This window comes from Lentzea sp. NPDC102401 (genome assembly GCF_044765805.1).
GTDB lineage: Bacteria > Actinomycetota > Actinomycetes > Mycobacteriales > Pseudonocardiaceae > Lentzea > Lentzea sokolovensis.
In genome coordinates this window covers 61,292-83,749 of record NZ_JBIWKS010000017.1, presented here as the reverse complement: position 1 = coordinate 83,749, position 22,458 = coordinate 61,292, and the positions used below count along the sequence as shown (strand labels likewise).

The following is a 22,458-nucleotide window of genomic DNA, read 5'->3' as shown; positions in this document are numbered from 1 at the left end:
CGCTCTCACAACCCTGCCGCCGAACGTTACGACCAGACGTCGGCAGTGTCAAAAGAACCGGTCTTGACACCTCACGAGGGCTAGCGGGACGCTGTTTGGGAGAGCGCTCTCCAAGCCGGTTCCCCACGTCGGCAGGAGGACATTGGTGTCCAGAAAACTCAGCGCGTTGACGATGACGGCTGCCCTGGTGGCAGCCGTGGTCGTGGCCGGCTCGGCTCAGGCCGACGACCTGGTCACGCACCACGAGTTCCAGGCGAACTGCTCGGTCACGACCCATCTCCCGGACGACCCGATCGTCTTCCCGGGACTGCCGGGCGCGTCGCACATGCACACGTTCCTCGGCAACCAGTCCACGAAGGCGAGCAGCACCAACGACTCGCTCAAGGCAGGTCAGACCAACTGCAGGACCCCCGACGACAAGTCCGCGTACTGGTTCCCGTCGGTCATCAACGGCGACCAGATCGTCCCGCCGGACTTCCCCCAGGTGATCTACTACAAGTCCGGCATCCTCAGGTACCAGGACGTCGTGCCGTTCCCGCCGGGCATGCGGTTCGTGGTCGGCAGCCCCACGGCGACGCAGGAGCAGTTCCGCACCGCGCCGGGCGCGGTCGAGGGCTGGGAGTGCGGCGACAGCTTCCACAACTGGGACATCCCGGCCTACTGCACGCCCGGCACGCAGCTCAACGTCCGTTACCAGGCGCCGAGTTGCTGGAACGGCCGTGACCTCGACTCGGCGGACCACAAGTCGCACATGACCTATCCGGACCGAGCGACGCTGGTCTGCCCGCCGAGTCACCGGTCGCGGGTACAGCTGGCACTACGACTTCTTGACCTCTCTCCCAGCTGAAGCAGGGAGATTCTTCCCTCGCGGGTCGAGTTTTCTGCTTCGCAGCCCGTTGCCGCCTGGGGTTACCAGCACAGGGACGGTGTACCGCCCACGGTCTTACACGAGCTCCACAGACCTGACATCCCACCAGCCCGGCGGTAGACCCGGCCGACTTGGCTATCGCCGACCGGGCACGACAAGTCTACAAGCCGCTCCACCAACCGCCCAACCTGGGCGTCAGAGCACGGTCTTTCGCCCTGCAGCCGAAACCCCCGTCCTTGTCCTGCCCCGCAGGGGTCCGTTTCCTCCCTGCCTGAAGGTCGGGTATCCACGGAGGAATCCCGATGATCCCCATGAACGAACAGCTCCTGCCTGCACTCGACGTCGCCCCGCTCGCGCGGTTCGCCGCGGAACTCAGGGCATCGCAGGCGGACGAGCTCGTCCGCCTGCGGGACCGGGCAGGGTTGCCGGACACCAACCCGCACGCGGGCCACCAGATGCCGGGTCTCGTCTCCGAGGCCGACCTGCTGGCCATCAGAACAGATCCTTCGGCGCTCGCCAAGAAGCTGCACGAGCACCTGGACCAGACGGCGAAACTCGCTCGCAGTGAACAAGAAAACGGAACGGACGCCGCGACCAAGGAGTTCGCGGCGTCCGTCGAGTCATCCCGCAGGGATCAGCTCACCAGGCTCGGTCAGGGGTAGTTCACGACGTACCGGACCTGGTTCGCCAGGTCCGCCTGACCGCCGGTGCCGTTGATGACGTTGGCGATCGTGCCCACGCCGCCCAGCGACACCGCCACGAGGTGCGTGAACCGGACTCCCGACCGGTTCGGCGCCTCGAAACCGTTGTCGGTGACGATGCTCGGATCGGCCTGGTTGAAGGCGTACACGCCGACTCCGAACGCGTCGTGCGTGGTCACCGAGTCGGCGACCTTGTAACCGGCCCAGCCCCGCTTGGACCCGTTCATCCACGCGGCCTGGTTCGGCGGGTCGTACGGCAGCTCGTTCTGGTAGAGGTAGACGCGGCCGCCGTTGCCGTTCCACACCAGGTTGTGCTGCTGGTAGTGCTCGACGAACAACCCGTACGCGATCACGTTGTCGCCGTTGACGACCACGCCGTTCTGGCCGGGGTTGGCGGTCCAGCCGACGCCGGCGCCGTGGTCGGCCCGCCACACCCAGGTGTGGTCGATGATCGTGTTGCGGCTGTTGACGCGCATGCTGACCGTCGCCTTGCCCGCCTGCGACCCGCCGACGCGCAGGTACACGTCGTGCAGCGAGGTCGGGTTGGCGGCGTGCGAGGTAGTGGTGGAGTCGCCGATCTCCAGCAGCACCGGGGAGTTCTGCACGCCTGCGTCGACCAGGAACCCGGCCAGCCTCACACCGTCCACATCGGACGTGGTCAGCGCGGCCTTGCCGGTGGTCGGCGTCAGGGTCGCGAGGCCGAGGCCCAGCACGACGGTGTTCGGGCGGGTCACCCGGATCGTGTCGTCGAGCTGGTGGATGCCCGGCGTGAGCAGCAGGTGCTTGCCCTGCTGCAACGCCGCGTTGATCGTGGCGGCCGAGGTGCCGGGCTTGACGATGAAGAAGTCCGCGAGCGACACCGACGTGCCGGGGTTGCCGTTCTCCCAGCTCGTGCCGCGGGAGTTCTGGCGCAGCGCGGGCAGGAAGACGCGGTACTCACCGGAGTTGTCGAAGTACAGGTACGGCTTCTCGCGCGTCACCGGCGAGCTGTCCACGGTCGTGTGCGACGGGTTCGGGAAGTTGTTGGGCGGTGCGCCCTGAGTGCCCGCGAACACCATGTTCCACACCGAGCCCGACCAGCCGCCGGCGAGGTTGCTGTTGCGGGTCAGGAACTGCTGCTGCGAACCGGAGACGGTGACACCGTCGATCTTGCTGTCCACGATCAGGCCGCCGCTGGCCCAGCCGTCGTAGCCGTTCCACAGGTGCGCCTGGCCGCGCAGGTGCATCCGCCGGTACGCGGTGGCCTGCGAGACGGCCCAGCGCTCGATCTGGTTGGGAGGCAACGTGACCGAGAGGTTCTCGGTACCGCGCCAGAAGTTCTGCGTGGCGTTGCCGAGGTTGTTCGGGTCGTCGCCCTGCTGCAGCCAGTCGGCCTCGACGCGGATGTGGCCGTTGATGTTCACGTCGTTCGGCATCAGCCCGAGACCGGCGATCTGCGTGTAGAAGCGCAGGTTCACGTCGGCGTTGTAGCTGCCGGGCTTGAACAGCACGGCGTAGCGCTGCGGGCCGAACTGGTTGGTCTTCATCTGCGTGGCGATGGAGTCGAGCCGCGACTGCATCTCCGACTGCGACGAGCCCGGTCCGTAGACGAACACGTTCGGGCCGAAGTCGGGATTGCGCGGGTCCGTCGGCGTGACGCCGGGGGTGTCGGGTGTGGTGGTGAAGACTCCGAGCTCCCACAACGAGTAGCCGTAGCCGGTGCCGCGTTGCGTGCCGAGGACGCGCAGGTAGCGCCCGGTCCCGGTGACGTCGACCGACTGCGTGCCACCGGTGCCGGTCGTCGTCGAGTAGACGTCGCGCCACGAGCCGGAGTCGGCGGCGTTGTCGGTCACCTGGACCTGGAACGCCTTGCCGTACGCGCCTTCCCAGCTCAGGGAGACGCGGCAGACCTGCTGGCTGGAGCCCAGATCGACCTGGATCCACTGCGGGTCGGAGAACTGCGAGGACCACCGCGTGCCCGCGTTGCCGTCGACGGCGGCGGAGGCGGGGGTGCCGCCGTTCTCCGTGGAGGACGCGGTGGCGGTGCGGTTGAGAGCGACGTTGGAGGTGCCGCACGCGGCGGCACCCGCTTGGGAGGTAACGCTGATCGTTGTCACGAGACACAGAGCGGCAGCGGCGAACGCGGCGGCCCTGGACAGGGTTGAGCCCATGATCCTGCCTGACGGGGGAAGGGCTGAAAGCCTTGGACAGGGGCGTGAGAGCGCTCTCCCAAGGGACGTTAACGCCGGGTGTCGAACAGGTCAATCAGGCAGAGGCCCGTACGACGAGTTCCGGTTCGAAGATGACGGATTTCGGCCGTTGTCCCGGTTTTTCGAGGTCCGCGAGCAGCAGGTCGGCCATCTGCGCGGCGATCCGCTCCACCGGCTGACGGATCGTGGTGAGCTGCGGGCGACAGGCCAGGGCCGGCGCGCTGTCGTCGAACCCGACCACGGCGACGTCATCGGGAACGCGCAGGCCGTGCTCGTGCAACACGTCCACGGCCGCCTGCGCCATCAGGTCGTTCGCGGCGAACACCGCGTCGAGGTCCGGACACTCGACGAGGAGCCGGTGCATCGCGGCCGCGCCGCTCTCGGCGGTGAAGCCGCCCTCGACGGTCGGGACGTACGGGAAACCGTGGCGGGCCATGGCGTCGCGGAAGCCGGCGTGCCTGTCCTGGCTCGCGAGCACGTCCATCGGACCCGAGATCGCGGTGATGTTGTACCGTCCCGCCGCCACCAGGTGGTCCGCGGCGAGCCTGCCGCCCGCGCGGTGGTCCATGTCGACGTAGCTGACCGGCATCGGCCTGCCGGGCCGCGCGTAGAGGACCGAGGGGACACCGGCCTCCAGCAGCCGGGCGGGCAACGGGTCGGCGGGATGCGTGGACACCAGCAGCGCGCCATCGGCGCTGCCCTGTCTGAGGAACTCGACGACCTCGGTCCGCGCGTGGTCCGAGTCGGCGAGCATCAGCACCGGGTGCACGCTGTGTCCGCGCAGGAAGTCCACCACACCCGCCGTCACGCGGCCGAAGAACGGGTCGGTGAACACGTCCGATCCCCCGCCGGCGCCGGAGATCACCAGCGCGACCGTGCCGGTGCGCCGGGTGACGAGAGACCGGGCCACGCGGTTGGGCGTGTACCCGGTCTGCTCGATCGCGTTGCGCACCGTCTCCTGGAGCTCAGGATCGACGTTGCGCGTGCCGTTGACGACCCGTGACACCGTCGCGCGGGACACGCCCGCGATTCTGGCAACGTCCTCCAACGTGGGTGCGACCTTGCTCATGCACCGGTTGTACCACGAGCGGAGAGCGTTCTCCCAACATCAAGAGGTGACGACCACGTCCTTGATCGCACCAGGCCAGTGATCGACGTTCTGGCCGTTGTACTTGGCACGTCCCACCGCGAGCGCACCGGTGCTCACGATCGCCGGTCCCGCCGGGGCCGTGGCCACCAGCGCGCCGTCGACGTAGAGCCGGATCTCGCCGCCCTTCCTCTCTCCCTTGAGCTCGTACCAGCGGCCGATCTCCGGCGTGGTCTCGAACCGGGCGCGGTTGCCTCCCGGAGTGCTGAACGCGAACGCGCCCTGGCCGTACTGCAGGTAGAAGGGGTTCTCCCGCTCCCGGCCGTCCTGGCTCACCGCGGTGACGTAGCCGCCCGGCACCTCGTTCAGCCGCACCTTCGCCGACACCGTGTAGTCCTTGGTCGTGTCGACGACGGGTCCGTAGGTCTCCGCCGAACCGTTGCGGAACTCCAGCGCCCCGTCCTTCCAGGTGGCGCCGCTCGGGCTGAGCGTGAGCGGGTTCTTGCCGGTCGAGTCCTTGGCCGTGGTTCCCTTGGTCTCGTTCAGCTTCCACTCGCCGCTGCCCGCGTACGGGTACGGCTTGCCCGCGTTCGCCCCGGCCTCGATGACCCGCCGGTTGATCTCGCGGACCGGACCCGGATCGACCTTGATGCGCTTGCGGTCGTAGGTCCAGAGCCCGTTGAGCTCGCCTTCGAGGTCGGTGACCTGCGTGTAGACCGACGCGGACATCTCCTGGCGTGCCTGGCCGAGGTAGAACGTGCGGGTGTTGTCGACGTACTTCGCCGTCAGCGCCGCCTTGTCCGCCACACCGCTGTAGATCGCGATCGGCGCGCCGGGCCACTGGTGTCCCGGCGTGCGCAGCGTGAAGCCGCCGTGCTCGCCGTCCATCACGACGCGCTTGCCGTCCGGACGGGCCGGGTCGGTGTTGTTGTAGTCGTGGTGGTCGATGACGTCGCCCTTGCCGCTGTCGCCCTTGGAGGCGCAGCAGTTCACGCCGCTGTGCGCGTTGACGATCCGGCTCGGGTCCGCGGCCTTGACCTCGTCGGTGATCTGGCCGGTCACCGTGCGGTCCCACTCGCCCCAGCCCTCGTTGAACACGATCCAGGCGTAGATCGACGGGTAGTTGTGCAGTTGCTCCATCAGCTCGCGGCCCTGGCTGAGCCACGCCTGCTGTGCCTGCGGGTCGTTGCCGTCCTCGACGGACACGAAGTCCTGCCACACCAGCAGTCCGAGCCGGTCCGCGTGGTAGTACCAGCGGGCGGGTTCGGCCTTGATGTGCTTGCGGACCGCGTTGAAGCCGAGGTCCTTCTGCGCCTTCAGGTCGAAGATCAGCGCCTCGTCGCTCGGCGCGGTGTTCAGGCCGTCCGGGTAGAAGCCCTGGTCCAGCTGCATCAGGTTGAAGATCGGCTGGCCGTTGAGGGTCAGCTTCGGCGTGCCGCCGACGTTCGCGATCCCGGTGGACCGCATGCCGAAGTAGCTCTTGACCTTGTCCTTGCCGAGCGTGATGTCGAGCTTGTAGAGGTACGGGTCGTCCGGCGTCCACAGGTGCGGGTTCGGCACCTGCAGCTTGAGGGTGGAGTTCGCCGGTCCGGTGACCGTGCCGACCTGCTTGCCCTTGGCGTCCCTGGCCACGGCCGTGACGGTGGCGTTGCCGGCGGACTTGACGTTGATCGCGAGCGAACTGGTGGTGAGGTCCGGGGTCGTCTTGATCTCGTCGATCCCCTTGTCGGCCACCGGTTCCAGCCACACGGTCTGCCAGATGCCCGACGACGGCGTGTAGAAGATGCCGCTGGGGTTGGGCGACTGCTTGCCCTTGGGCTGGTGCGGGCCGGTGGTGTCGGTGACCGCGACGACGATCTCCTGCTCACCGCGCTTGAGGGCGTCGGTGATGTCCGCGCTGAACGCCGTGTAGCCGCCGGTGTGCTCGGCGACCAGCTTGCCGTTCACCCAGACCTTGGCCTCGTAGTCGACCGCGCCGAAGTTGAGCTTCAGCCGTTGCCCGGAACCGATCTTCCAGTCGTGCGGGACGGACACCGTGCGGCGGTAGAACATGTGGTCCTCGTGCCGTTCGAGTCCGGAGAGCTGCGACTCGATCGGGTAAGGCACGACGACCTTCTCGCGCAGCTTCTTGCCGAACACCGGCTGCTCGCCGGCCTTGGCGCCCGCGAACTCCCACGGTCCGTTGAGGTTGAGCCACTTGTCGCGTTCCAGCTGCGGCCTCGGGTACTCCGGCAACGGGTTGCGCGTGTCGACCTTCTCGCCCCACGGCGTCCTGAGCCGTTCCGTTGAGACGTTGCCGGTCGAGCGGGCGGTCTTCTCGACCTTCTTGCCGTCCACCGCGAGCGCGCCGGCGCCGTCGTAGTAGACGCGGACCCGCTGGCCCTTCAGCACCCGCTCGGCCAACCGGATCGTGACGCGGTCGCGGCTGGTGGTGATCACCGAGATCGGCATCGGGGTGGCGTCGACGTCGATGCGCAGATGGTCCTTCAGGTCGTTCACGCCCGTGACGCGGCCACCGAAGTCCGCGGTGAGGGTGCGACCGTCCTTGGAGACCTCGGCCGTGCGCGGCACGACCTGGAAGTCGGCGGGCGGAGTGAACGCGGACTCCGGCACGAGCTGCTTGGCGATGGCCGGGCTCGACCAGCGCAGGAACATGTTGGCGCCGCCGACGTCCTGGAACATCTCCAGCTTGAACGCGTACTGGCGCCCGGCGGTGAGCGTCACCGGCGCGCTGGTCTGTTCGCGGTCCCAGTCGGGCACCCAGTGGTCGATCACCGGTTTGTCGTCGATCAGCAGCCGGAAACCGTTGTCGCCGATGGCGTGGAACGTGTAGTCGCCGGACTGCGGCACCGCGATCTGCCCGGTCCAGCGGGCCGTCGTGTGCTCGGTGCGGCCGTTGAGGAACCCGAAGACGCCGGTCAGGTCGCCCTGGTTGATGTCGGCGTCCAGCACGGTGCCACCCAGGGTCGCGAAGTCCCGCGCGCCCGGTGCCGACATGCTGAAGTACTCGCCCTTGAGGCCGTGCACGGGCTCGGCGGCACTCGCGGACGGCAGTCCGGGCGCTATGCCCAACGCCAGCAGCAGAGCGACGAGTACGGGGGCGGCTTTCTTCATCAGCGAAGATCCCCTTCGATTTTACAACGTTGTAAGAGCGCTCCCATACATCCACGCACACGGTTCTGACGCCGTGCTACGGCCGAATGGAGGTATCCGGCATGTCAAACCGGACAAGTTTCCGGGAAGTTACGGAAGGCGACTGGATCGTTCGGCCCTGCCGCCGGAGCTCCCGGACACCTCGGGTCCGCGACCGGACCACCGGACGGACCGCAGGTCAGGCACGACGATGGGGGTGGCAGTGCGGCCATCCCGACGCCGACGACCGCAGCGGGCTCGGCCGCTAGGCCGTTGACGCTGTCCTCGAAGACCGCACGCTCCCCGATCGGCACGCCGAGCCGGGCCGCCGCGCGGAGACAACCTCGGGGCTGGCTTGCCCCCGCGGCACTTCGTCGCTGCTGATGATCACTGGCTTCGGCATCCGAGCCGCTCCGAGGCGGGCCGTGAGGCGGAGGTGACCACGGCCCACGTGCCCGGCAGCCCGCGGGCTCCGGGAACCGGTTCGGTCGAGCCGGCGTCGGCGATCTCGATGGCGTCGATGCGCCGCACCGCGTGGGCGTGCACGACGGCGGGCAAGTGCAGCCGGACGGTGTCCGCCGAACGCCGGCCCTGCATGCCGCGCAGGACCTGGCCGGGGTCGACGCCGAACTCATGCGCCCACCGCGTCCACGCGCGCTCGGCGGCCACGTCGAACAGCACACCCCGGCAGGCAAGGTGCATCGTTCTCCTCACCACGCCGGCAACGTCGCCCTGATCGAGTCACGGCCGTCGCGCAGCCGCCGCCCGGACCGCGCGTTGCCCACCGCCACCACCTCCGCGAGGATCGACAGCGCGGTCTCGGCGAGCGACGCGCCACCGAGGTCGAGACCGGCAGGACCGCACACCCGTTCCAGGCCGGGCACTCCCTCCAGCCGCCGCAACCGCTGGGCGTGCGTGGCTCTGCTGCCCAGGGCGGCGACGTGCCCGGCCCCGCTGCCCAGCGCGGCACGGATCGCCAGGTCGTCGATGCGCGGGTCGTGCGTGAGCGCGACCACGGCGTCTCCCGGTCCGAGCGAGGTGATCCACTCGTCCGGCCAGGCGCGGATCACCTCGCAGGACACCGGAAACGCCCCCGAGGCGACGTGGCCGGGCCGGGGATCGAGGACGACCACCCTGCGGTGCAACGACTCCGCCAGCTCGGCCACGCCCGCGGCGAGGTCGGTGGCGCCGACCAGGACGAGCGTGTTCCGGCCCGGCAACTCCTCGACGAACGCCGGGCCGTCTCCGGGAGCGGTGCCCACTGACCACGCGTACGGCGGGGTCAGGTCGATCCGCACCGACAGCGGCCGGTCGTTCGTGATCGCCGAGGTGATCGCCGCACGCACCGGATCGTCCGGCACGTGCGTGAGCAGCACTCGCAGTTCCCCGGCGCAGGCAGGGGTTTCCTCCCACGGCATGAGGTGCGCGCCCGGCGCGACGACGGCAACCCCGGGTGCCTCGCCGTCGAGCACGGCACGGGCCGCGTCGAGCACCATCCCCTCGACGCAGCCACCGGACACCGACCCGCGCCACGTTCCGTCCGCCGCGACCGCCATGGTGGCGCCGAGCGGGCGCGCACCCGGTCCGTCGCGATCGACGAGCCGGGCGAGCACCATCGGCGAGTCCCGTTTCTCCAGCACGAACGGCCACACCTCGCGCAGCACGGTCAGTCCTCGATCACGCGGTCGAGCGTGATCGGCAACCGGCGCTGCCGCTTGCCCGTCGCGTGCCACACGGCGTTCGCGACGGCCGCGGCGACCGCCACCGTGCCGATCTCGCCGGGTCCCTTGAGCCCCAGCGGGTTGTCCGGCTCGTGGTCGTCCACGACGTCGGCGTCGATGAACGGCACGTCCGCGTTCGCGGCGAAGTGGTAGCCGGCGAAGTCCGCGTTCACCTGCCTGCCCGTCACCTCGTCCCGCACCACCTGCTCGTGCAACGCCATGGACAGCCCCATGATCATGCCGCCGACCAGCTGGCTGCGCACCATCAGCGGGTTCACCACCCGGCCGACCGCGAACCGCCCGACCAGCCTGCGCACCCGCACCTCCCCGGTCGCGGGATCGACCGCGACCTCGGCGAAGATCGCGCTGTAGGCGTGCCGTTCGCGCGGCGGCAGGCTGAAGATCTCGTTGGTCGTGTCCGAGGTGACCGACACCGGCAGCGGCGGCTTCGACTCCAACCGGCCCAGCAACTCCTTGGCCGCCGAGGAGATCGCCCAGGACCACGACGTGGTGCCGAGCGAACCGCCCGCGCCCCAGGCCGGTCCCAGGGCGCTGTCGCCGATCCTGAGCCGGATCTTCGCGCGGTCGACGTGCAGCACGTCGGCGGAGATCGCGGTCAACGCCGTGCGCGCGCCGGTGCCGATGTCCATCGCCGCGATCGCGACGGTGAACGTGCCGTCCGGCTCCGCGGTGATCGTCGCCGACGACGGGAAGGCGGTGGTGAGGAACGAGGTTCCGGCCATCCCGGTGCCGATCAGCAGGTGGCCTTCGCGCCGCCGGCGAGGCCGGTGGTCGCGACCGGCCCAGCCGAACGTCCGCGCGCCCTCCTCCACGCAGCGCAGGAAGTTGCGGCTGGTGAACGGATGCCCGCTCACCGGGCCGGCCTCGGGTTCGTTGCGGCGGCGCAGGTCGAGCGGGTCGATCCGCAGGCGTTCGGCCAGTTCGTCCATCGCGGACTCCAGGGCGAACGAGCCGGGCGCGGTACCGGGCGCGCGCAGCGAGTTCGGCGGCAGGATGTGCAGCGGCACCACGTTGATCCGGGTGCGGATCGCGTCGGCGGCGTAGAGGACCTTGGCGATCTCCACGCAGTTCTCGATGTACTCGGCCTTCACCGACAGCTCGAACGCCGCCTCGTGCCCGATCGCGCGCAACCGGCCGTCCGGGTCGGCGCCGAGCCGCACGTGCTGCTCGGTCGCGGCCCGCGCGGACGTCGTCAGGAACACCTCTTCCCTGGTCAGAGCGACCCGGACCGGCCGGTGAAAGACCAGCGCGGCCATCGTCGCCAGGATCAGCTGCGGTCCCACGCCCGTCTTGCCGCCGAATCCGCCGCCGAGCTGCTCGGCCTCGACGCGCACGTCCGTCAACGGCCTGTCGAACAGCACCGACAACATCTGCGCCGTCCCGAACGGAGCCTGGTTCGTGTCGAACGCGCGGATCTTGCCGTCCTCCAGCCAGACCGTCGCCGCGTGCGGTTCCATCGCGCAGGCGGACTCCGGCGGCGTGAAGTACCGCTCGTCCACCGTGACGGCGGACCGGGCCAGCTCGGCGTCGAGGTCACCCTTGTTCGCGTCCGGGCCGAACGAGGTCAGCGCGGGACGCAGCGACGGATGGCCGGCCGAGAAGGCGATGTCGTGCGATTGCTCCACATAGGACACCCGCAGCCGCTCGGCTCCCGCCCGCGCCTGCTCCGGCGTTTCCGCCACGACGAGCGCGACCGGCCAGCCGCCGTGCTCGATCTCGTCGTTCTGCAGCAGGAGGAACTGTCCGTCCGGACCGAAGAACGGCGAGCCCGCCTCTGGGTTGAGGCGTGGTGCGTTGCGGTGGTCGACGACACCGATCACGCCGGGCGACGCCAGAGTGTCCGCGGTGTCGATGCCGGTGATCCGGCCGCGGGTGATCGTGGACGTCACCAGGGCGCCGTGTGCCATGCCCTCGACCGGGATGTCGGCGGTGTAGCGGGCACGACCGCGCAGCTTGTCCTCGCCCTCGACCCTGGTCCACGACGAGCCGATCGCCTCGGGGGTTGTCGTCATCGTGTCACTCCGCTCGGGTCAGGTCGGTCAGCACGGCCTGGACGAGGTTGCGCGCGAGCGACACCTTGTAGCCGTTGTGCGGCAACGGGGTCGCGGCGGCCAGCTCGGCTTCGGCTGCGGCGCGGAACATCTCGGGCGTGGCCGGGCCGCCGAGCAGCCGTTCCTCGGCGATCTTCGCCCGCCACGGGTGCGAGGCGACGCCGCCGAGCGCGATGCGGACCTCGCGCACCCGGCCGAGTTCCACGGTCAGATCGGCCGCCACGGACACGGTCGCGAAGGCGTAGGACGCGCGCTCACGGACCTTGCGGTAGCGCGACCTGCTGTTTTCCCTGTGCGGCAACGTGACCGAGGTGATCAACGCACCGGCCGGCAGCGCGGTCTCGACGTGCGGGGTGTCGCCGACCGGCTGGAAGAACCGCGCGATCGGGATCTCGCCCTGGCCGGTCAGCGTCTCGTACCGCACGACCGCGTCGAACAGCATGAGCGCCACGGCCATGTCCGACGGGTTCGTCGCGACGCAGCTCGGCGACGTGCCGAGAACGGCGTGGTTGTGGTGCTCACCCTCCAGAGCCGCGCAACCACTGCCTGGCACGCGCTTGTTGCACGCCGAGGCGAGGTCGGCGAAGTAGGCACATCTGTTGCGCTGCAACAGATTTCCGGCGACGGTCGCCATGTTGCGCAGCTGCCCGGACGCACCGGCCAGCACCGCCTGCGACAGCGCCGGACAACGGCGGCGGATCTCCGGATGCGCGGCCACCTCGCTGTTGGTCGTCGTCGCACCGATGACCAGGTCACCGTTCGAGGCCTCGCTGATTCCGGCCAACGGCAACGCCCGCACGTCGACCAGCCGGGCAGGTGTCTCGACGCCGCGCTTCATCAGGTCGACGAGATTCGTGCCGCCGGCCAGGAACTTCGTGCCGGCCTCGGCGACCGACGTCAACGCGTCGTGGACGGTCGTCGCACGACGGTAGGTGAACTCCTTCACCGCTTCACCTCCTCGCGTTCGGCGGCGTCGAGCACGGCCCGCACGATCGACGGGTAGGCCCCGCATCGGCAGAGGTTCCCGCTCATCCGCTCGCGCACCTCGTCGGCGTCGAGCTCGCACACGTGATCAGGCGACACGTCGGCCGTGACCGCGCTCGGCCAGCCCGCGCGGTGTTCGGCGAGCACGCCGACCGCCGAGCAGAGCTGTCCCGGTGTGCAGAACCCGCACTGGAACCCGTCGAGCCGCAGGAACGCCTCCTGCACCGGCCGCAGCGCGTCGTCCGCCGCGAGCCCTTCGACCGTGGTGACCTCGGCGCCGTCGGCGGCGACCGCGAGTGTCAGGCACGACACCACGCGCCTGCCGTCCAACAGCACCGTGCACGCGCCGCACTGGCCGAGGTCACAGCCCTTCTTCGGGCCGGTGTTCTTCGTGTCCTCGCGCAACGCGTCGAGCAACGACCTGCGGTGATCGACCGTCAGGCGGTGGGTCTTTCCGTTGACCTTCAACGAGATCTCGCTGCGAGTGGCGTCAGTCATCGCCCTCCCCTTCGACTGATCCGATCGAATCAGCGAACGGGGGCCGGGAGGTGAACGATGCTCTCGCGCTCTTGCCTGATCGTCCCGCGCCTCAGCGGGCCGGGCCGGTCGACCCCCTCTCCACGAGGTGGACGTCCAGCGTGGCGGGCCCCGGCGGTTCCTCGTCGCGCTCGATCTCGCCGATCAGCATCGCCACGGCCGTCGCGGCCTTCGCCGGGAGGTCCTGCGCGATCGTGGTCAGCGTCGGCCGGACGTACCGGCACAGGTCCAAGTCGTCGAAGCCCATCACCGACACGTCGTCCGGCACGCGCGCCCCGGTCTCCTGCAACCCGGCGACGACGCCGATGGCGAGGATGTCGGCGGTGGCGAACACGGCCGTGGCCGACGGGTGGTCGGTGCGCAGGCGACGGCCCAGCGCGACGCCGTCGTCGTAGGTGGTGTTGGCCGCCTCCACCGCGCAGTCGCCGCCGAGGGCCTCCTGGAAGCCCTGGAAGCGTTGCCACACCACGCCTTGACCGGCGAACCGCGGACCGGCGAAGACGACGTCGACGTGGCCGAGGGCCCGCAGGTGCTCGGCGGCCAGCCGGCCACCAGTGGCGTCGTCGGTGCGCACTCCCCTGGTCACCGGGTTGTCCGCGTAGCTGTCCACCGCGACGATCCTGGTGCGGCCCGCCGAGCTCGCGGTGAACGTGGCGATCTCCTCGTCGAGGAAGCCCAGCAGCAGCGCACCGTCGAGGTTCCACGCCCGCAACGCCTCCGCGACCTCACCGGGGCGGGCGATGCCGCGCAGCAGCACGTCGTAGGCGCGCTTGCGCAGCTCTCGTTCCAGCTGACCGATGATCGCGACGTTGTGCGGACTGATCGTCAGGCTCTCCTCGTCGGCCGCCGGCACCAGCACGCCGACCATCCGCGACGACTTCGCGGCGAGGCTGCGCGCGGAGTGGCTCGGCACGTACCCCAGCTCCACGACGATCCGCTGGATCCGGTCGATCGTCGCGGGAGAGACCCTCGCACTGTTGCCGTTGATGACGTTCGACACCGTCATCATGCTGACGCCCGCCCTCTGGGCGATGTCCTTCAACGTGACCCGCACGCTCGCGTTCCCGCCTTCCCCGTCCGGTTGCCGCTCGGTTGACAGCATGGCACGGGTCACATTACCGTCATTTCAGGTTGAGCGCTAAACCTGCTTTCAACCTTCCCAGCGAGAACGGGGTCGACGTGAGCAGTGGCATTTCCGTCGCACCATCCGTGACCAGGCCCGTGAACAGCGCGGACTGGTGGCGGGACGCGGTGATCTACCAGATTTACCCGCGCAGTTTCGCGGACGGCGACGGCGATGGCGTGGGTGATCTCGCGGGCGTGCGATCGCGGTTGCCGTATCTCGCCTCGCTCGGGGTGGACGCGCTCTGGTTCACGCCCTGGTACGCCTCCCCGCTCGCGGACGGCGGCTACGACGTCGCGGACTACCGGGCGATCGACCCGGCGTTCGGCGATCTCGCCGAGGCGGAGCGGCTCATCGCCGAGGCGGCCGGACTCGGCATCCGCACGATCGTCGACGTGGTGCCCAACCACGTGTCCGACCAGCACGCGTGGTTCCAGGCGGCGCTGGCGGCGTTGCCGGGTTCCCCCGAGCGGGAGCGCTTCTGGTTCCGGCCGGGCCGCGGCGAGCACGGCGAACTCCCGCCCACCGACTGGGTGTCGAGCTTCTCCGGCGGCACGTGGACCCGCACGGTGAACCCGGACGGCACGCCCGGCGAGTGGTACCTGCACCTGTTCGCGCCGCAGCAGCCCGACCTCAACTGGACCCACCCGGACGTGTGGCGTGAGCACGAGGCCGTGCTGCGCTTCTGGTTCGACCGCGGGGTGGCGGGCATCCGGATCGACTCGGCGACCATGCCGGTCAAGGATCCCGGGTTCCCCGAGGTCGCCGAGGCGACCGGTCATCCGTTCGTCGACCGCGACGAGGTGCACGAGATCTACCGCCGGTGGCGCGCGGTCGCCGACTCCTACGCGGAGCCGAGGGTGCTGATCGGCGAGGTCTGGCTCGCGGACCAGCAGCGGTTCGCCCGCTACCTGCGCCCGGACGAGATGCACACGGCGTTCAACTTCGACTTCATGACGCGCCCGTGGGACGCAGCCGAGCTGCGCGCCTCGATCGAGTCCACACTGGACGCTCATCGGCCGGTCGGCGCGCCCGCCACGTGGGTGCTGGCGAACCACGACGTCACCAGGCCCGCCACCCGCTACGGCCGCCAGGACAGCTCGTTCGGGTTCGAGACGCGGAGGTTCGGCATCGCGACGGATCTCTCCCAGGGCACGCGCAGAGCACGTGCGGCGGCGTTGCTGACGGGTGCGTTGCCCGGCTCTCTGTACGTCTACCAGGGCGACGAGCTCGGTCTGCCCGAGGTGGAGGACCTGCCGCTGGACGTGCTGCAGGATCCGATGTTCTTCCGCTCCGACGGGGTCGACCCCGGCAGGGACGGGTGCCGCGTCCCGCTGCCGTGGACCGCGGACGGCAGCGCGTTCGGGTTCAGTCCACAGGGGACTGTCCCGCCGCCGTGGCTCCCCCAGCCCACCGGCTGGGGTGCGTACTCGGTCGAACGGCAGGAGACCGACCCCGGCTCGATGCTGAGCCTCTACCGCGCCCTGCTGTCGCTGCGGCCGCGCGACCCGGAGTTCTCCTGGCTGGACGCGGGCCAGGACGTGCTCGCGTTCCGCCGTGGCGCGGACTTCGTCTGCGTCGTGAATCTCGGCTCCACCCCTGTTCCCCTTCCGCCGCACACCGACGTGCTGCTCGCCAGCTCCGAAGTGCGCGACGGCCGCCTCTCCCCCGACGCCGCCGCCTGGCTGCGCGGGTAAGCCGCCCGCAAGGAGTGACGATGAAGTCCTCGAGAATCAGCGCCGCCGTACTGGCCACGGCGCTCGCCGTCACCGGGTGCGCCGGTGGCGAGCAGGAGGGGTCGGGCGGCCGCCTCGCCCTGACCGTGGCGATCGACCCCGGTCTGGAGAAGGGCGCGGTCGACGCGTTCAACGCCCGCGTCGCCGAGTTCGAGAAGGCGCACCCGGACGTGGACGTGCAGCCCCAGGAGTACAAGTGGGACGCGACGACGTTCACCGCCCAGCTCGCGGGCGGCACGCTGCCCGCCGTGTTCACCGCGCCGTTCACCGACGGCCGCGGGCTCATCGAACGCAGGCAGATCGCGGACATCAGCGACGAGGTCGCGACACTGCCGTACGCCAAGGGGTTCAACGCGTCGGTGGCGAAGGCCGGTCAGGCCGCGGACGGCGGCATGCAGGCCGTGCCGATCGCCGCCTACGGCCAGGCCCTGCACTACAACCGCACGCTGTTCACGCAGGCGGGCCTCGACCCGGACAAGCCGCCCGCCACGTGGGCCGAGGTGCGTTCGGCCGCGAAGCAGATCGCCGAGCGCACCGGCCAGGCCGGCTACGCCCAGATGACGGCGGGCAACACCGGCGGCTGGATCCTCGCCACGCTCGACTACGCGTTCGGCGGCCGGGTCGAGCAGCTCTCCGGTGACAGCGCGAAGTCCACGCTGAACACGGACGAGATGCGGGCCGTGCTGAAGCAGCTGCAGGACATGCGGTGGACGGACGACAGCATGGGCGCGAACTTCCTGTACGACTGGGCCACGATCAACCAGGACTTCGCCGCCGGCCGCATCGGCATGTACGTCTCGGGCGGCGGCAACTACGGCTCGCTCAAGGCGCAGAACGCGTTGAAGGCCGAGGACTACGGCATCACCACGGTCCCGTTGGCGGACAAGGGCACCGCCGGCGTGCTCGGCGGCGGCTCGCTCGCCGTGGTGCGCGCGAAGTCGTCCGCCGCGGTGGTGTCCGCGGGCGTGAAGTGGATCGACTTCTACTACCTGTCGAAGCTCACCGCGCAGGAGCAGGCCGTGGCCGACGCGAAGACCACGGCCGAGACGGCACAGGCAGTCGGCTCGCCCGAACTGCCGGTGTTCGACCGCTCCCTGCACGATCAGCGCCAGCAGTGGATCGCGCAGTACGTCAACGTGCCGGTGCAGCAGATGAAGCCGTACACCGACAAGATGTTCGCGCAGCCTCTCGTGCCCGAGCCCACGAGGTCGACCCAGCAGGTGTACGCGCTGCTCGACCCGGTGGTGCAGGCCGTGCTGACCGACCGGAACGCCGACGTGACCGCGTTGCTCGCTCAGGCCGAGTCCCAGGCGCAAGCGCTGCTGGACCGCAAGTGACCACCACCACCGCCCCGCCCCGGCAGGCCGCGCCACCCCGCCCGGCACGGCCTGCCGCGCACCCCCGTCGTCGACGGCGCCGCGGCGGCCTCGCGGCCCTGCTGTTCCTGCTGCCGATGTTCTTGGTGTTCGGCGTGTTCTCCTGGATTCCGATCCTGCAGACCGCCGTGATGTCGGTACAGCAGACGAACCTGGTCGATGCCCCGGAGTTCGTCGGCCTGGACAACTTCGTGACGGTCCTGAACGACCCGCTGCTGTGGACGGCGGCGCGCAACACCCTGTGGTTCGCGTTCCTCGCGCTGCTCATCGGCTACCCCGCGCCGTTGGTGCTGGCGGTGCTGATGAACGAGGTGCGCCGGCTGCGCGGCCTCTACAGCGCGCTCGCCTACCTGCCCGTGGTGGTCCCACCGGTGGTGGCGGTGCTGCTGTGGAAGTTCTTCTACGACGCGGGCCCGCACGGCCTGTTCAACACGGTGCTCGGCTGGCTCGGCATCGCGCCGGTCGCGTGGCTGCAGGACGGCGGCACCGCGATGGTGTCGCTCGTCGTGGAGTCCACCTGGGCGGCGATGGGCGGCACGGTCATCATCTACCTGGCCGCACTGACCCGCGTACCGCCGGAGCTCTACGAGGCCGCCGAGATCGACGGCGCCTCGGTGTGGCACAAGGTCTGGCACGTGACGCTGCCGCAACTGCGGGGAGTCCTGCTGATCACGTTCATCCTGCAGATCGTCGGCACGGCCCAGGTGTTCCTGGAACCGTTCCTGTTCACCGGCGGCGGCCCGGCGAACAAGACCACCACGATCCTCCTGCTGATCTACAACTACGCCTTCGCCTCCAGCCTCGGCGGCGACTACGGCGCCGCCACCGCCCTCAGCCTGATGCTCGCCGTCGTGCTGGCCCTGCTGTCCGCCCTGTACTTCCGCCTCACGCGCTCGTGGAGCACGTCATGACCGACCGCAGCCATGAGAACACGGCCACGCGGCGGCCACTTCAGGCAGAGCGGGAACCGCTACCGGCTCGGGTGACCGCGCCAAGCCTGAAGCTCGCCGGCGCGGACCACCTCACCACCGACCGCCACGGCCTTCCACTCCACCACTCCCACGCCGGCCCACCTCCCGGCCACCACACCATCGGCCGCCGCGACCCGGTGGCCGCTACCAACCACACGCTCGCCACGCCGATCACCCCGCCTTCCGGCCTTCACCCCGGCCCCACCCACCGGCGGAGCACACCATGAGCGACCGCGGAGTCCTCTCCACCCACGACCGCAAGGTCCCGGCCGTCCGCCGGACCATCCGGACCGCGCAGACCCTCCTGCTGGGCGGCCTGCTGCTGATCGGCCTGGGCCCGGTGCTGTGGCTCGCGAAGGCGGCGATCACCCCGACCCAGGACACCCTGCGCGCACCACTCGCGTTGTGGCCCAACGGGTTCGACTTCGCGAACCTCGCCACGGCGTGGACGCGGGTGGAGATCGACAAGTACTTCCTGAACACGGTGCTGCTCGCGTTCGGCGCGTGGGCGGTGCAGTTGCTGGTCGCGATGACGGCCGGGTTCGCCCTGTCCGTGTTGCGGCCGCGCTGTCGCAAGGTCGTCACGGGGGTGGTGCTCGCGACGTTGTTCGTGCCGTCGGTGGTGCTGCTCGTACCGCTCTACCTCACGATCACCGACCTGTCGCTGATCAACAGCTTCTGGGCGGTGTGGCTGCCGGCGGGCGCGAACGCGTTCAACGTCCTGCTGGTGCAACGGTTCCTCGACGGTCTGCCCCGCGAGGTGTTCGAGGCCGCGACCGTGGACGGGGCCGGTCCGTTGCGGCTGTTCGTCTCGATCGTGTTGCCGATGTCCCGTCCGATCCTCGGAGTGGTGTCGGTGTTCGCCGTCATCGCGTCGTGGAAGGACTTCCTCTGGCCGATGCTGGTGCTGCCCGATCCGGCAGTGCAGCCGTTGTCCGTGCGTCTGCCCGCACTGCAGCGGTTCGTCGAGCTCGACGTGTTCCTCGCCGCGCTCGCCATCTCGACCCTCATCCCTGTCGCGCTCTTCCTCGTCTTCCAGCGCCTGTTCCTCAACGGCAGCGCGCTCAGCGGAGCGGTGAAGGGCTGAACGAACGGAACCCCCACATGGCAACGTCGCCATGGTTGCGCGCGCTCGCAACCGCCCTGATCACCCTGTCGGCAACAGTTCTTCCCACCACGGCCACCGCGGCCACCACCCGGCTCGAGGCCGAGAACGCCGCGCTGAGCGGTGGTGCGGTCGTCCAGACCGATCACACCGGATTCAGCGGCAGCGGATTCGCCGGTGGCTTCACCGACGCGAACCGCGGCACCGCCACCACGACGTTCGCGTGGTCCGCACCGGCCGCCGGCACCTACTCGCTCGCGGTGAAGTACGCCAACGGCACCGGCTCGCCGCGCACCCTGACGCTGCGGGTCGACGGCGCCGGTCCCCGCCAGATCACCCTGCCCGCCACGGCGAACTGGGACACGTGGGGTTCGGCGCCGATCGCGGTACAACTGCCGGCAGGCGCGCACACCTTCGCCTACAGCTTCGGCTCGGCCGACAACGGCAACGTGAACCTCGACCACCTCGAAGTCACGAACACCGTGACCGAGTCCGGTCCCGCGTACGAGGCGGAGAACGCGACGCTCAGCGGCGGCGCGGTCGTCCAGTCCGACCACCCCGGCTACACCGGCGGCGGATTCGTCGGCGGGTACACCGACGCGAACCGCGGCACCGCGCGCACCACCTTCCGGGTCAGCGCCGCGACCGCGGGCCAGCACGACCTCGCGATCCGGCTGGCGAACGGCACCGGCTCCGCCCGCACCCTGTCGTTGTACGTCGACGGCGCGAAACAACGGCAGATCACCCTGCCTGCGACGGCGAACTGGGACACCTGGGCGACCACGACCGAACAGGTCACGCTGACGGCAGGGCAGCACGACGTCGCGCTGGCGTTCGACTCGGGCGACTCCGGCAACATGAACCTCGACAGCCTCACCGTCAGCACCGCGGTCCAGGCCGGTCCCGGCGAGGCCGAGTCGGCCTTCCGCTCCGGCGGTGCATCCGTCCACACAGGACTCGCGGGCTACGCGGGTTCCGGTTACGTCGCCGGGTTCGGCACGGTCGGCGCACGCGTGGTCCGAACCGTGAAGGCCGACACCGCCGGGAACGCGACCATCACCGTGCGGTTCCAGAGCACCTCGAACGCCACGCTGGCGTTGACGGTCAACGGCCGGGACGCGGGCACCCTCTCGTTCGCCGCAGGCAGCGGGTGGCGCACCACGACGGCAGTGGTGCCGTTGCGCGCGGGGGTCAACACCGTCGGCCTGTCCAGCACGACCGCCGCAGACGTCGCGATCGACAGCATCTCCGTCGCCGGCGAAGGCGTTCTTGCCCAACGCGGCGCGACGGTGCCGTACACGACCTACGAGGCCGAAGCAGCCACCACGAACGGCACGGTGCTCGCGGCGAGCCGCACGTACCGGCAGATCCAGTCCGAGGCCAGCGGCCGCAGGGCGGTGGTTCTCGACGCCGTGGGCGAGCACGTCACGGTCAAGCTCACCGCACCGGCGAACGGCCTGGTGCTGCGGTACTCGATCCCGGACAACGCGGCCGGCACCGGTCAGCGCGCACCGATCTCGTTGTACGCCAACGGAACCAAGCAGCGCGACATCACGCTGACGTCCGAGTACAGCTGGGTGTACGGCGACTACCCGTACTTCAACAACCCGGCTCTGGGCGGCGGGCACCGGTTCTTCGACGAGACCAGGGTCCTGGGTGACTGGGCGGCCGGCACCGAGCTGAAGTTCCAGGTGGACACCGCCAACGGCCTGGCCTACGTGCTCGACTTCGTGGAGGCCGAGGCGGTGCCCGCGGCGGCGGCCGCACCGGCGAACGCCGTGTCGATCACCTCGCACGGCGCCGTGCCCGACAACGGCTCGGACGCCACCGCCGCCGTCACCGCGGCGATCGCGGAGGGCGCCGCCCAGAACCGGCCGGTGTGGGTACCGGCGGGCACGTTCCGCATCTCCTCGCGCATCACCGTGGGCAACGTGCGGATCATCGGCGCCGGGCCGTGGCACTCGGTCGTCCAGGGCACCGGCGCCCAGGGCGGTTTCCTCGCCACCGGCAAGGTGACGATCGCGGACCTGGCGATCTTCGGCGACGTCCGGGTCCGCGAGGACAACGGCTCCGATCCCGCGCTGGAAGGCGACTTCGGCTCAGGCTCGCTGCTGCAGAACGTGTGGATCGAGCACACCAAGGTCGGTCTCTGGGCGGACAACGGCACCAACGGCCTGTACGCGGTCGGCCTGCGCGTGCGCAACACGTTCGCGGACGGCGTGAACCTGAACGGCGACGTCGTCGACACCAGGATCGACCAGTCCACGACGCGCAACAACGGTGATGACGGCCTCGCGATGTGGTCCGAGGGCGCACCGGTGACCAGGACCGCGTTCACCAGCAACACGGTGCAGTTACCGGCGGGCGCGAACGGCATCGCGGTCTACGGCGGCGCGGACAACCGCATCGAGGACAACCACGTCTCGGACATCGTCACCTCGGGCTCGGGCATCGCGGTGAGCACCTGGCACCAGCCGGTTCCGTTCAGCGGCACGACGACGGTGCGCCGCAACACCCTGCTGCGCGCGGGCAGCTTCGAGCCGAACTGGAACTCGGCGATCGGCGCGCTGTGGATCTACACGGCCGACCACGAGATCCGCACGCCGGTGGTGATCAGCGACCTGACCATCACCGACAGCAGCTACCAGGGCGTGCTGATGAGCTGGCAGAAGACGATGACCCCGATCACCTTCGACAGGCTCACCATCGACGGCGCCACGTGGGGCTTCGAGATCCAGGCCGCCGGCAGCGGCACGATCTCCGGCACCAAGGTCACCCGCGCGTCCTCCGGCGGGCTGCTCAACGCCCAGGGCTTCGCGCTGACGCTGGGAGGGGGCAACTCCGGTATCTGACGAG

17 protein-coding genes are annotated in these 22,458 nt (G+C 69.9%); 8 read left to right on the top strand and 9 right to left on the bottom strand.

Annotated elements, in window-relative coordinates:
* The first annotated feature begins 145 nt into the window (after window positions 1-145).
* Together ACIRG5_RS41570 and ACIRG5_RS41565 are read left to right on the top strand one after the other, a co-directional pair.
* A complete protein-coding gene (locus ACIRG5_RS41570; RefSeq protein WP_402915772.1) occupies window positions 146-847 on the top strand; it encodes a DUF1996 domain-containing protein in 702 nt (233 codons plus the stop codon).
* 323 nt (window positions 848-1,170) lie between these two features.
* Entirely contained in the window at window positions 1,171-1,530 is a 360-nt protein-coding gene (locus ACIRG5_RS41565; protein ID WP_402915770.1) for a hypothetical protein, read from the top strand.
* On the opposite strand, the gene ACIRG5_RS41560 is transcribed toward ACIRG5_RS41565, so the two are convergent.
* From ACIRG5_RS41560 to ACIRG5_RS41520, 9 genes are all read right to left on the bottom strand, one after another.
* Window positions 1,521-3,719: a discoidin domain-containing protein gene (locus tag ACIRG5_RS41560; protein ID WP_402915768.1), complete on the bottom strand. Its 2,199-nt coding sequence runs from the start codon at window positions 3,717-3,719 to the stop codon at window positions 1,521-1,523. The genes ACIRG5_RS41565 and ACIRG5_RS41560 overlap by 10 nt on opposite strands.
* A 94-nt stretch (window positions 3,720-3,813) precedes the next feature.
* On the bottom strand, window positions 3,814-4,827 hold the full coding sequence (locus tag ACIRG5_RS41555; protein WP_402915766.1) for a LacI family DNA-binding transcriptional regulator: 1,014 nt from the start codon (window positions 4,825-4,827) through the stop codon (window positions 3,814-3,816).
* 39 nt (window positions 4,828-4,866) lie between these two features.
* Complete coding sequence (locus tag ACIRG5_RS41550) at window positions 4,867-7,959, bottom strand: PA14 domain-containing protein (protein WP_402915764.1); 3,093 nt, start codon at window positions 7,957-7,959, stop codon at window positions 4,867-4,869.
* 405 nt (window positions 7,960-8,364) lie between these two features.
* Complete coding sequence (locus ACIRG5_RS41545) at window positions 8,365-8,679, bottom strand: hypothetical protein (protein ID WP_402915762.1); 315 nt, start codon at window positions 8,677-8,679, stop codon at window positions 8,365-8,367.
* Window positions 8,680-8,687: 8 nt separating this feature from the next.
* On the bottom strand, window positions 8,688-9,641 hold the full coding sequence (locus ACIRG5_RS41540) for an XdhC family protein (protein WP_402915760.1): 954 nt from the start codon (window positions 9,639-9,641) through the stop codon (window positions 8,688-8,690).
* Between the two features lie 2 nt (window positions 9,642-9,643).
* Window positions 9,644-11,731 (bottom strand): xanthine dehydrogenase family protein molybdopterin-binding subunit, encoded by a 2,088-nt coding sequence (locus tag ACIRG5_RS41535; RefSeq protein ID WP_402915758.1) that lies wholly within the window; start codon window positions 11,729-11,731, stop codon window positions 9,644-9,646.
* A 4-nt stretch (window positions 11,732-11,735) separates the two neighbouring features.
* Window positions 11,736-12,716, bottom strand: coding sequence for an FAD binding domain-containing protein (locus ACIRG5_RS41530; protein WP_402915756.1), 981 nt, complete (start codon window positions 12,714-12,716; stop codon window positions 11,736-11,738).
* Window positions 12,713-13,252 (bottom strand): (2Fe-2S)-binding protein, encoded by a 540-nt coding sequence (locus tag ACIRG5_RS41525; RefSeq protein ID WP_402915754.1) that lies wholly within the window; start codon window positions 13,250-13,252, stop codon window positions 12,713-12,715. The genes ACIRG5_RS41530 and ACIRG5_RS41525 overlap by 4 nt, the downstream gene beginning before the upstream one ends.
* A 91-nt stretch (window positions 13,253-13,343) precedes the next feature.
* A complete protein-coding gene (locus ACIRG5_RS41520; protein ID WP_402915752.1) occupies window positions 13,344-14,393 on the bottom strand; it encodes a LacI family DNA-binding transcriptional regulator in 1,050 nt (349 codons plus the stop codon).
* 107 nt (window positions 14,394-14,500) lie between these two features.
* Between ACIRG5_RS41520 and ACIRG5_RS41515 the strand changes: the two genes are divergently transcribed.
* Genes ACIRG5_RS41515 through ACIRG5_RS41490 form a run of 6 tightly spaced genes read left to right on the top strand, consistent with a single transcriptional unit; the run spans window position 14,501 to window position 22,454 of the window.
* A complete protein-coding gene (locus ACIRG5_RS41515; protein ID WP_402915750.1) occupies window positions 14,501-16,111 on the top strand; it encodes a glycoside hydrolase family 13 protein in 1,611 nt (536 codons plus the stop codon).
* 20 nt (window positions 16,112-16,131) lie between these two features.
* Window positions 16,132-17,487: an ABC transporter substrate-binding protein gene (locus ACIRG5_RS41510; RefSeq protein WP_402915748.1), complete on the top strand. Its 1,356-nt coding sequence runs from the start codon at window positions 16,132-16,134 to the stop codon at window positions 17,485-17,487.
* A complete protein-coding gene (locus tag ACIRG5_RS41505) occupies window positions 17,484-18,437 on the top strand; it encodes a carbohydrate ABC transporter permease (protein WP_402915746.1) in 954 nt (317 codons plus the stop codon). The genes ACIRG5_RS41510 and ACIRG5_RS41505 overlap by 4 nt, the downstream gene beginning before the upstream one ends.
* Window positions 18,434-18,724 carry a hypothetical protein gene (locus ACIRG5_RS41500; RefSeq protein ID WP_402915744.1) on the top strand — a complete coding sequence of 97 codons (291 nt, stop codon included), beginning with the start codon at window positions 18,434-18,436 and terminating at the stop codon, window positions 18,722-18,724. The genes ACIRG5_RS41505 and ACIRG5_RS41500 overlap by 4 nt, the downstream gene beginning before the upstream one ends.
* The gene (locus tag ACIRG5_RS41495; RefSeq protein WP_402915742.1) at window positions 18,721-19,584 is read left to right on the top strand and encodes a carbohydrate ABC transporter permease; all 864 of its coding nucleotides are present in this window, start codon (window positions 18,721-18,723) and stop codon (window positions 19,582-19,584) included. Before ACIRG5_RS41500 ends, ACIRG5_RS41495 begins: the two co-directional genes overlap by 4 nt.
* A gap of 35 nt (window positions 19,585-19,619) precedes the next feature.
* Window positions 19,620-22,454: a CBM35 domain-containing protein gene (locus tag ACIRG5_RS41490; protein ID WP_402915740.1), complete on the top strand. Its 2,835-nt coding sequence runs from the start codon at window positions 19,620-19,622 to the stop codon at window positions 22,452-22,454.
* The last annotated feature ends 4 nt before the right edge of the window (window positions 22,455-22,458 follow it).

What these genes read in the sequence shown, in the direction of transcription:
- ACIRG5_RS41565 (WP_402915770.1), top strand. Translation starts at nt 1,171, where the DNA reads ATGATCCCCATGAACGAACAGCTCCTGCCTGCACTCGACGTCGCCCCG.
- ACIRG5_RS41560 (WP_402915768.1), bottom strand. Translation starts at nt 3,719, where the DNA reads ATGGGCTCAACCCTGTCCAGGGCCGCCGCGTTCGCCGCTGCCGCTCTG.
- ACIRG5_RS41555 (WP_402915766.1), bottom strand. Translation starts at nt 4,827, where the DNA reads ATGAGCAAGGTCGCACCCACGTTGGAGGACGTTGCCAGAATCGCGGGC.
- ACIRG5_RS41550 (WP_402915764.1), bottom strand. Translation starts at nt 7,959, where the DNA reads ATGAAGAAAGCCGCCCCCGTACTCGTCGCTCTGCTGCTGGCGTTGGGC.
- ACIRG5_RS41545 (WP_402915762.1), bottom strand. Translation starts at nt 8,679, where the DNA reads ATGCACCTTGCCTGCCGGGGTGTGCTGTTCGACGTGGCCGCCGAGCGC.
- ACIRG5_RS41535 (WP_402915758.1), bottom strand. Translation starts at nt 11,731, where the DNA reads ATGACGACAACCCCCGAGGCGATCGGCTCGTCGTGGACCAGGGTCGAG.
- ACIRG5_RS41525 (WP_402915754.1), bottom strand. Translation starts at nt 13,252, where the DNA reads ATGACTGACGCCACTCGCAGCGAGATCTCGTTGAAGGTCAACGGAAAG.
- ACIRG5_RS41520 (WP_402915752.1), bottom strand. Translation starts at nt 14,393, where the DNA reads ATGCTGTCAACCGAGCGGCAACCGGACGGGGAAGGCGGGAACGCGAGC.
- ACIRG5_RS41510 (WP_402915748.1), top strand. Translation starts at nt 16,132, where the DNA reads ATGAAGTCCTCGAGAATCAGCGCCGCCGTACTGGCCACGGCGCTCGCC.
- ACIRG5_RS41500 (WP_402915744.1), top strand. Translation starts at nt 18,434, where the DNA reads ATGACCGACCGCAGCCATGAGAACACGGCCACGCGGCGGCCACTTCAG.
- ACIRG5_RS41495 (WP_402915742.1), top strand. Translation starts at nt 18,721, where the DNA reads ATGAGCGACCGCGGAGTCCTCTCCACCCACGACCGCAAGGTCCCGGCC.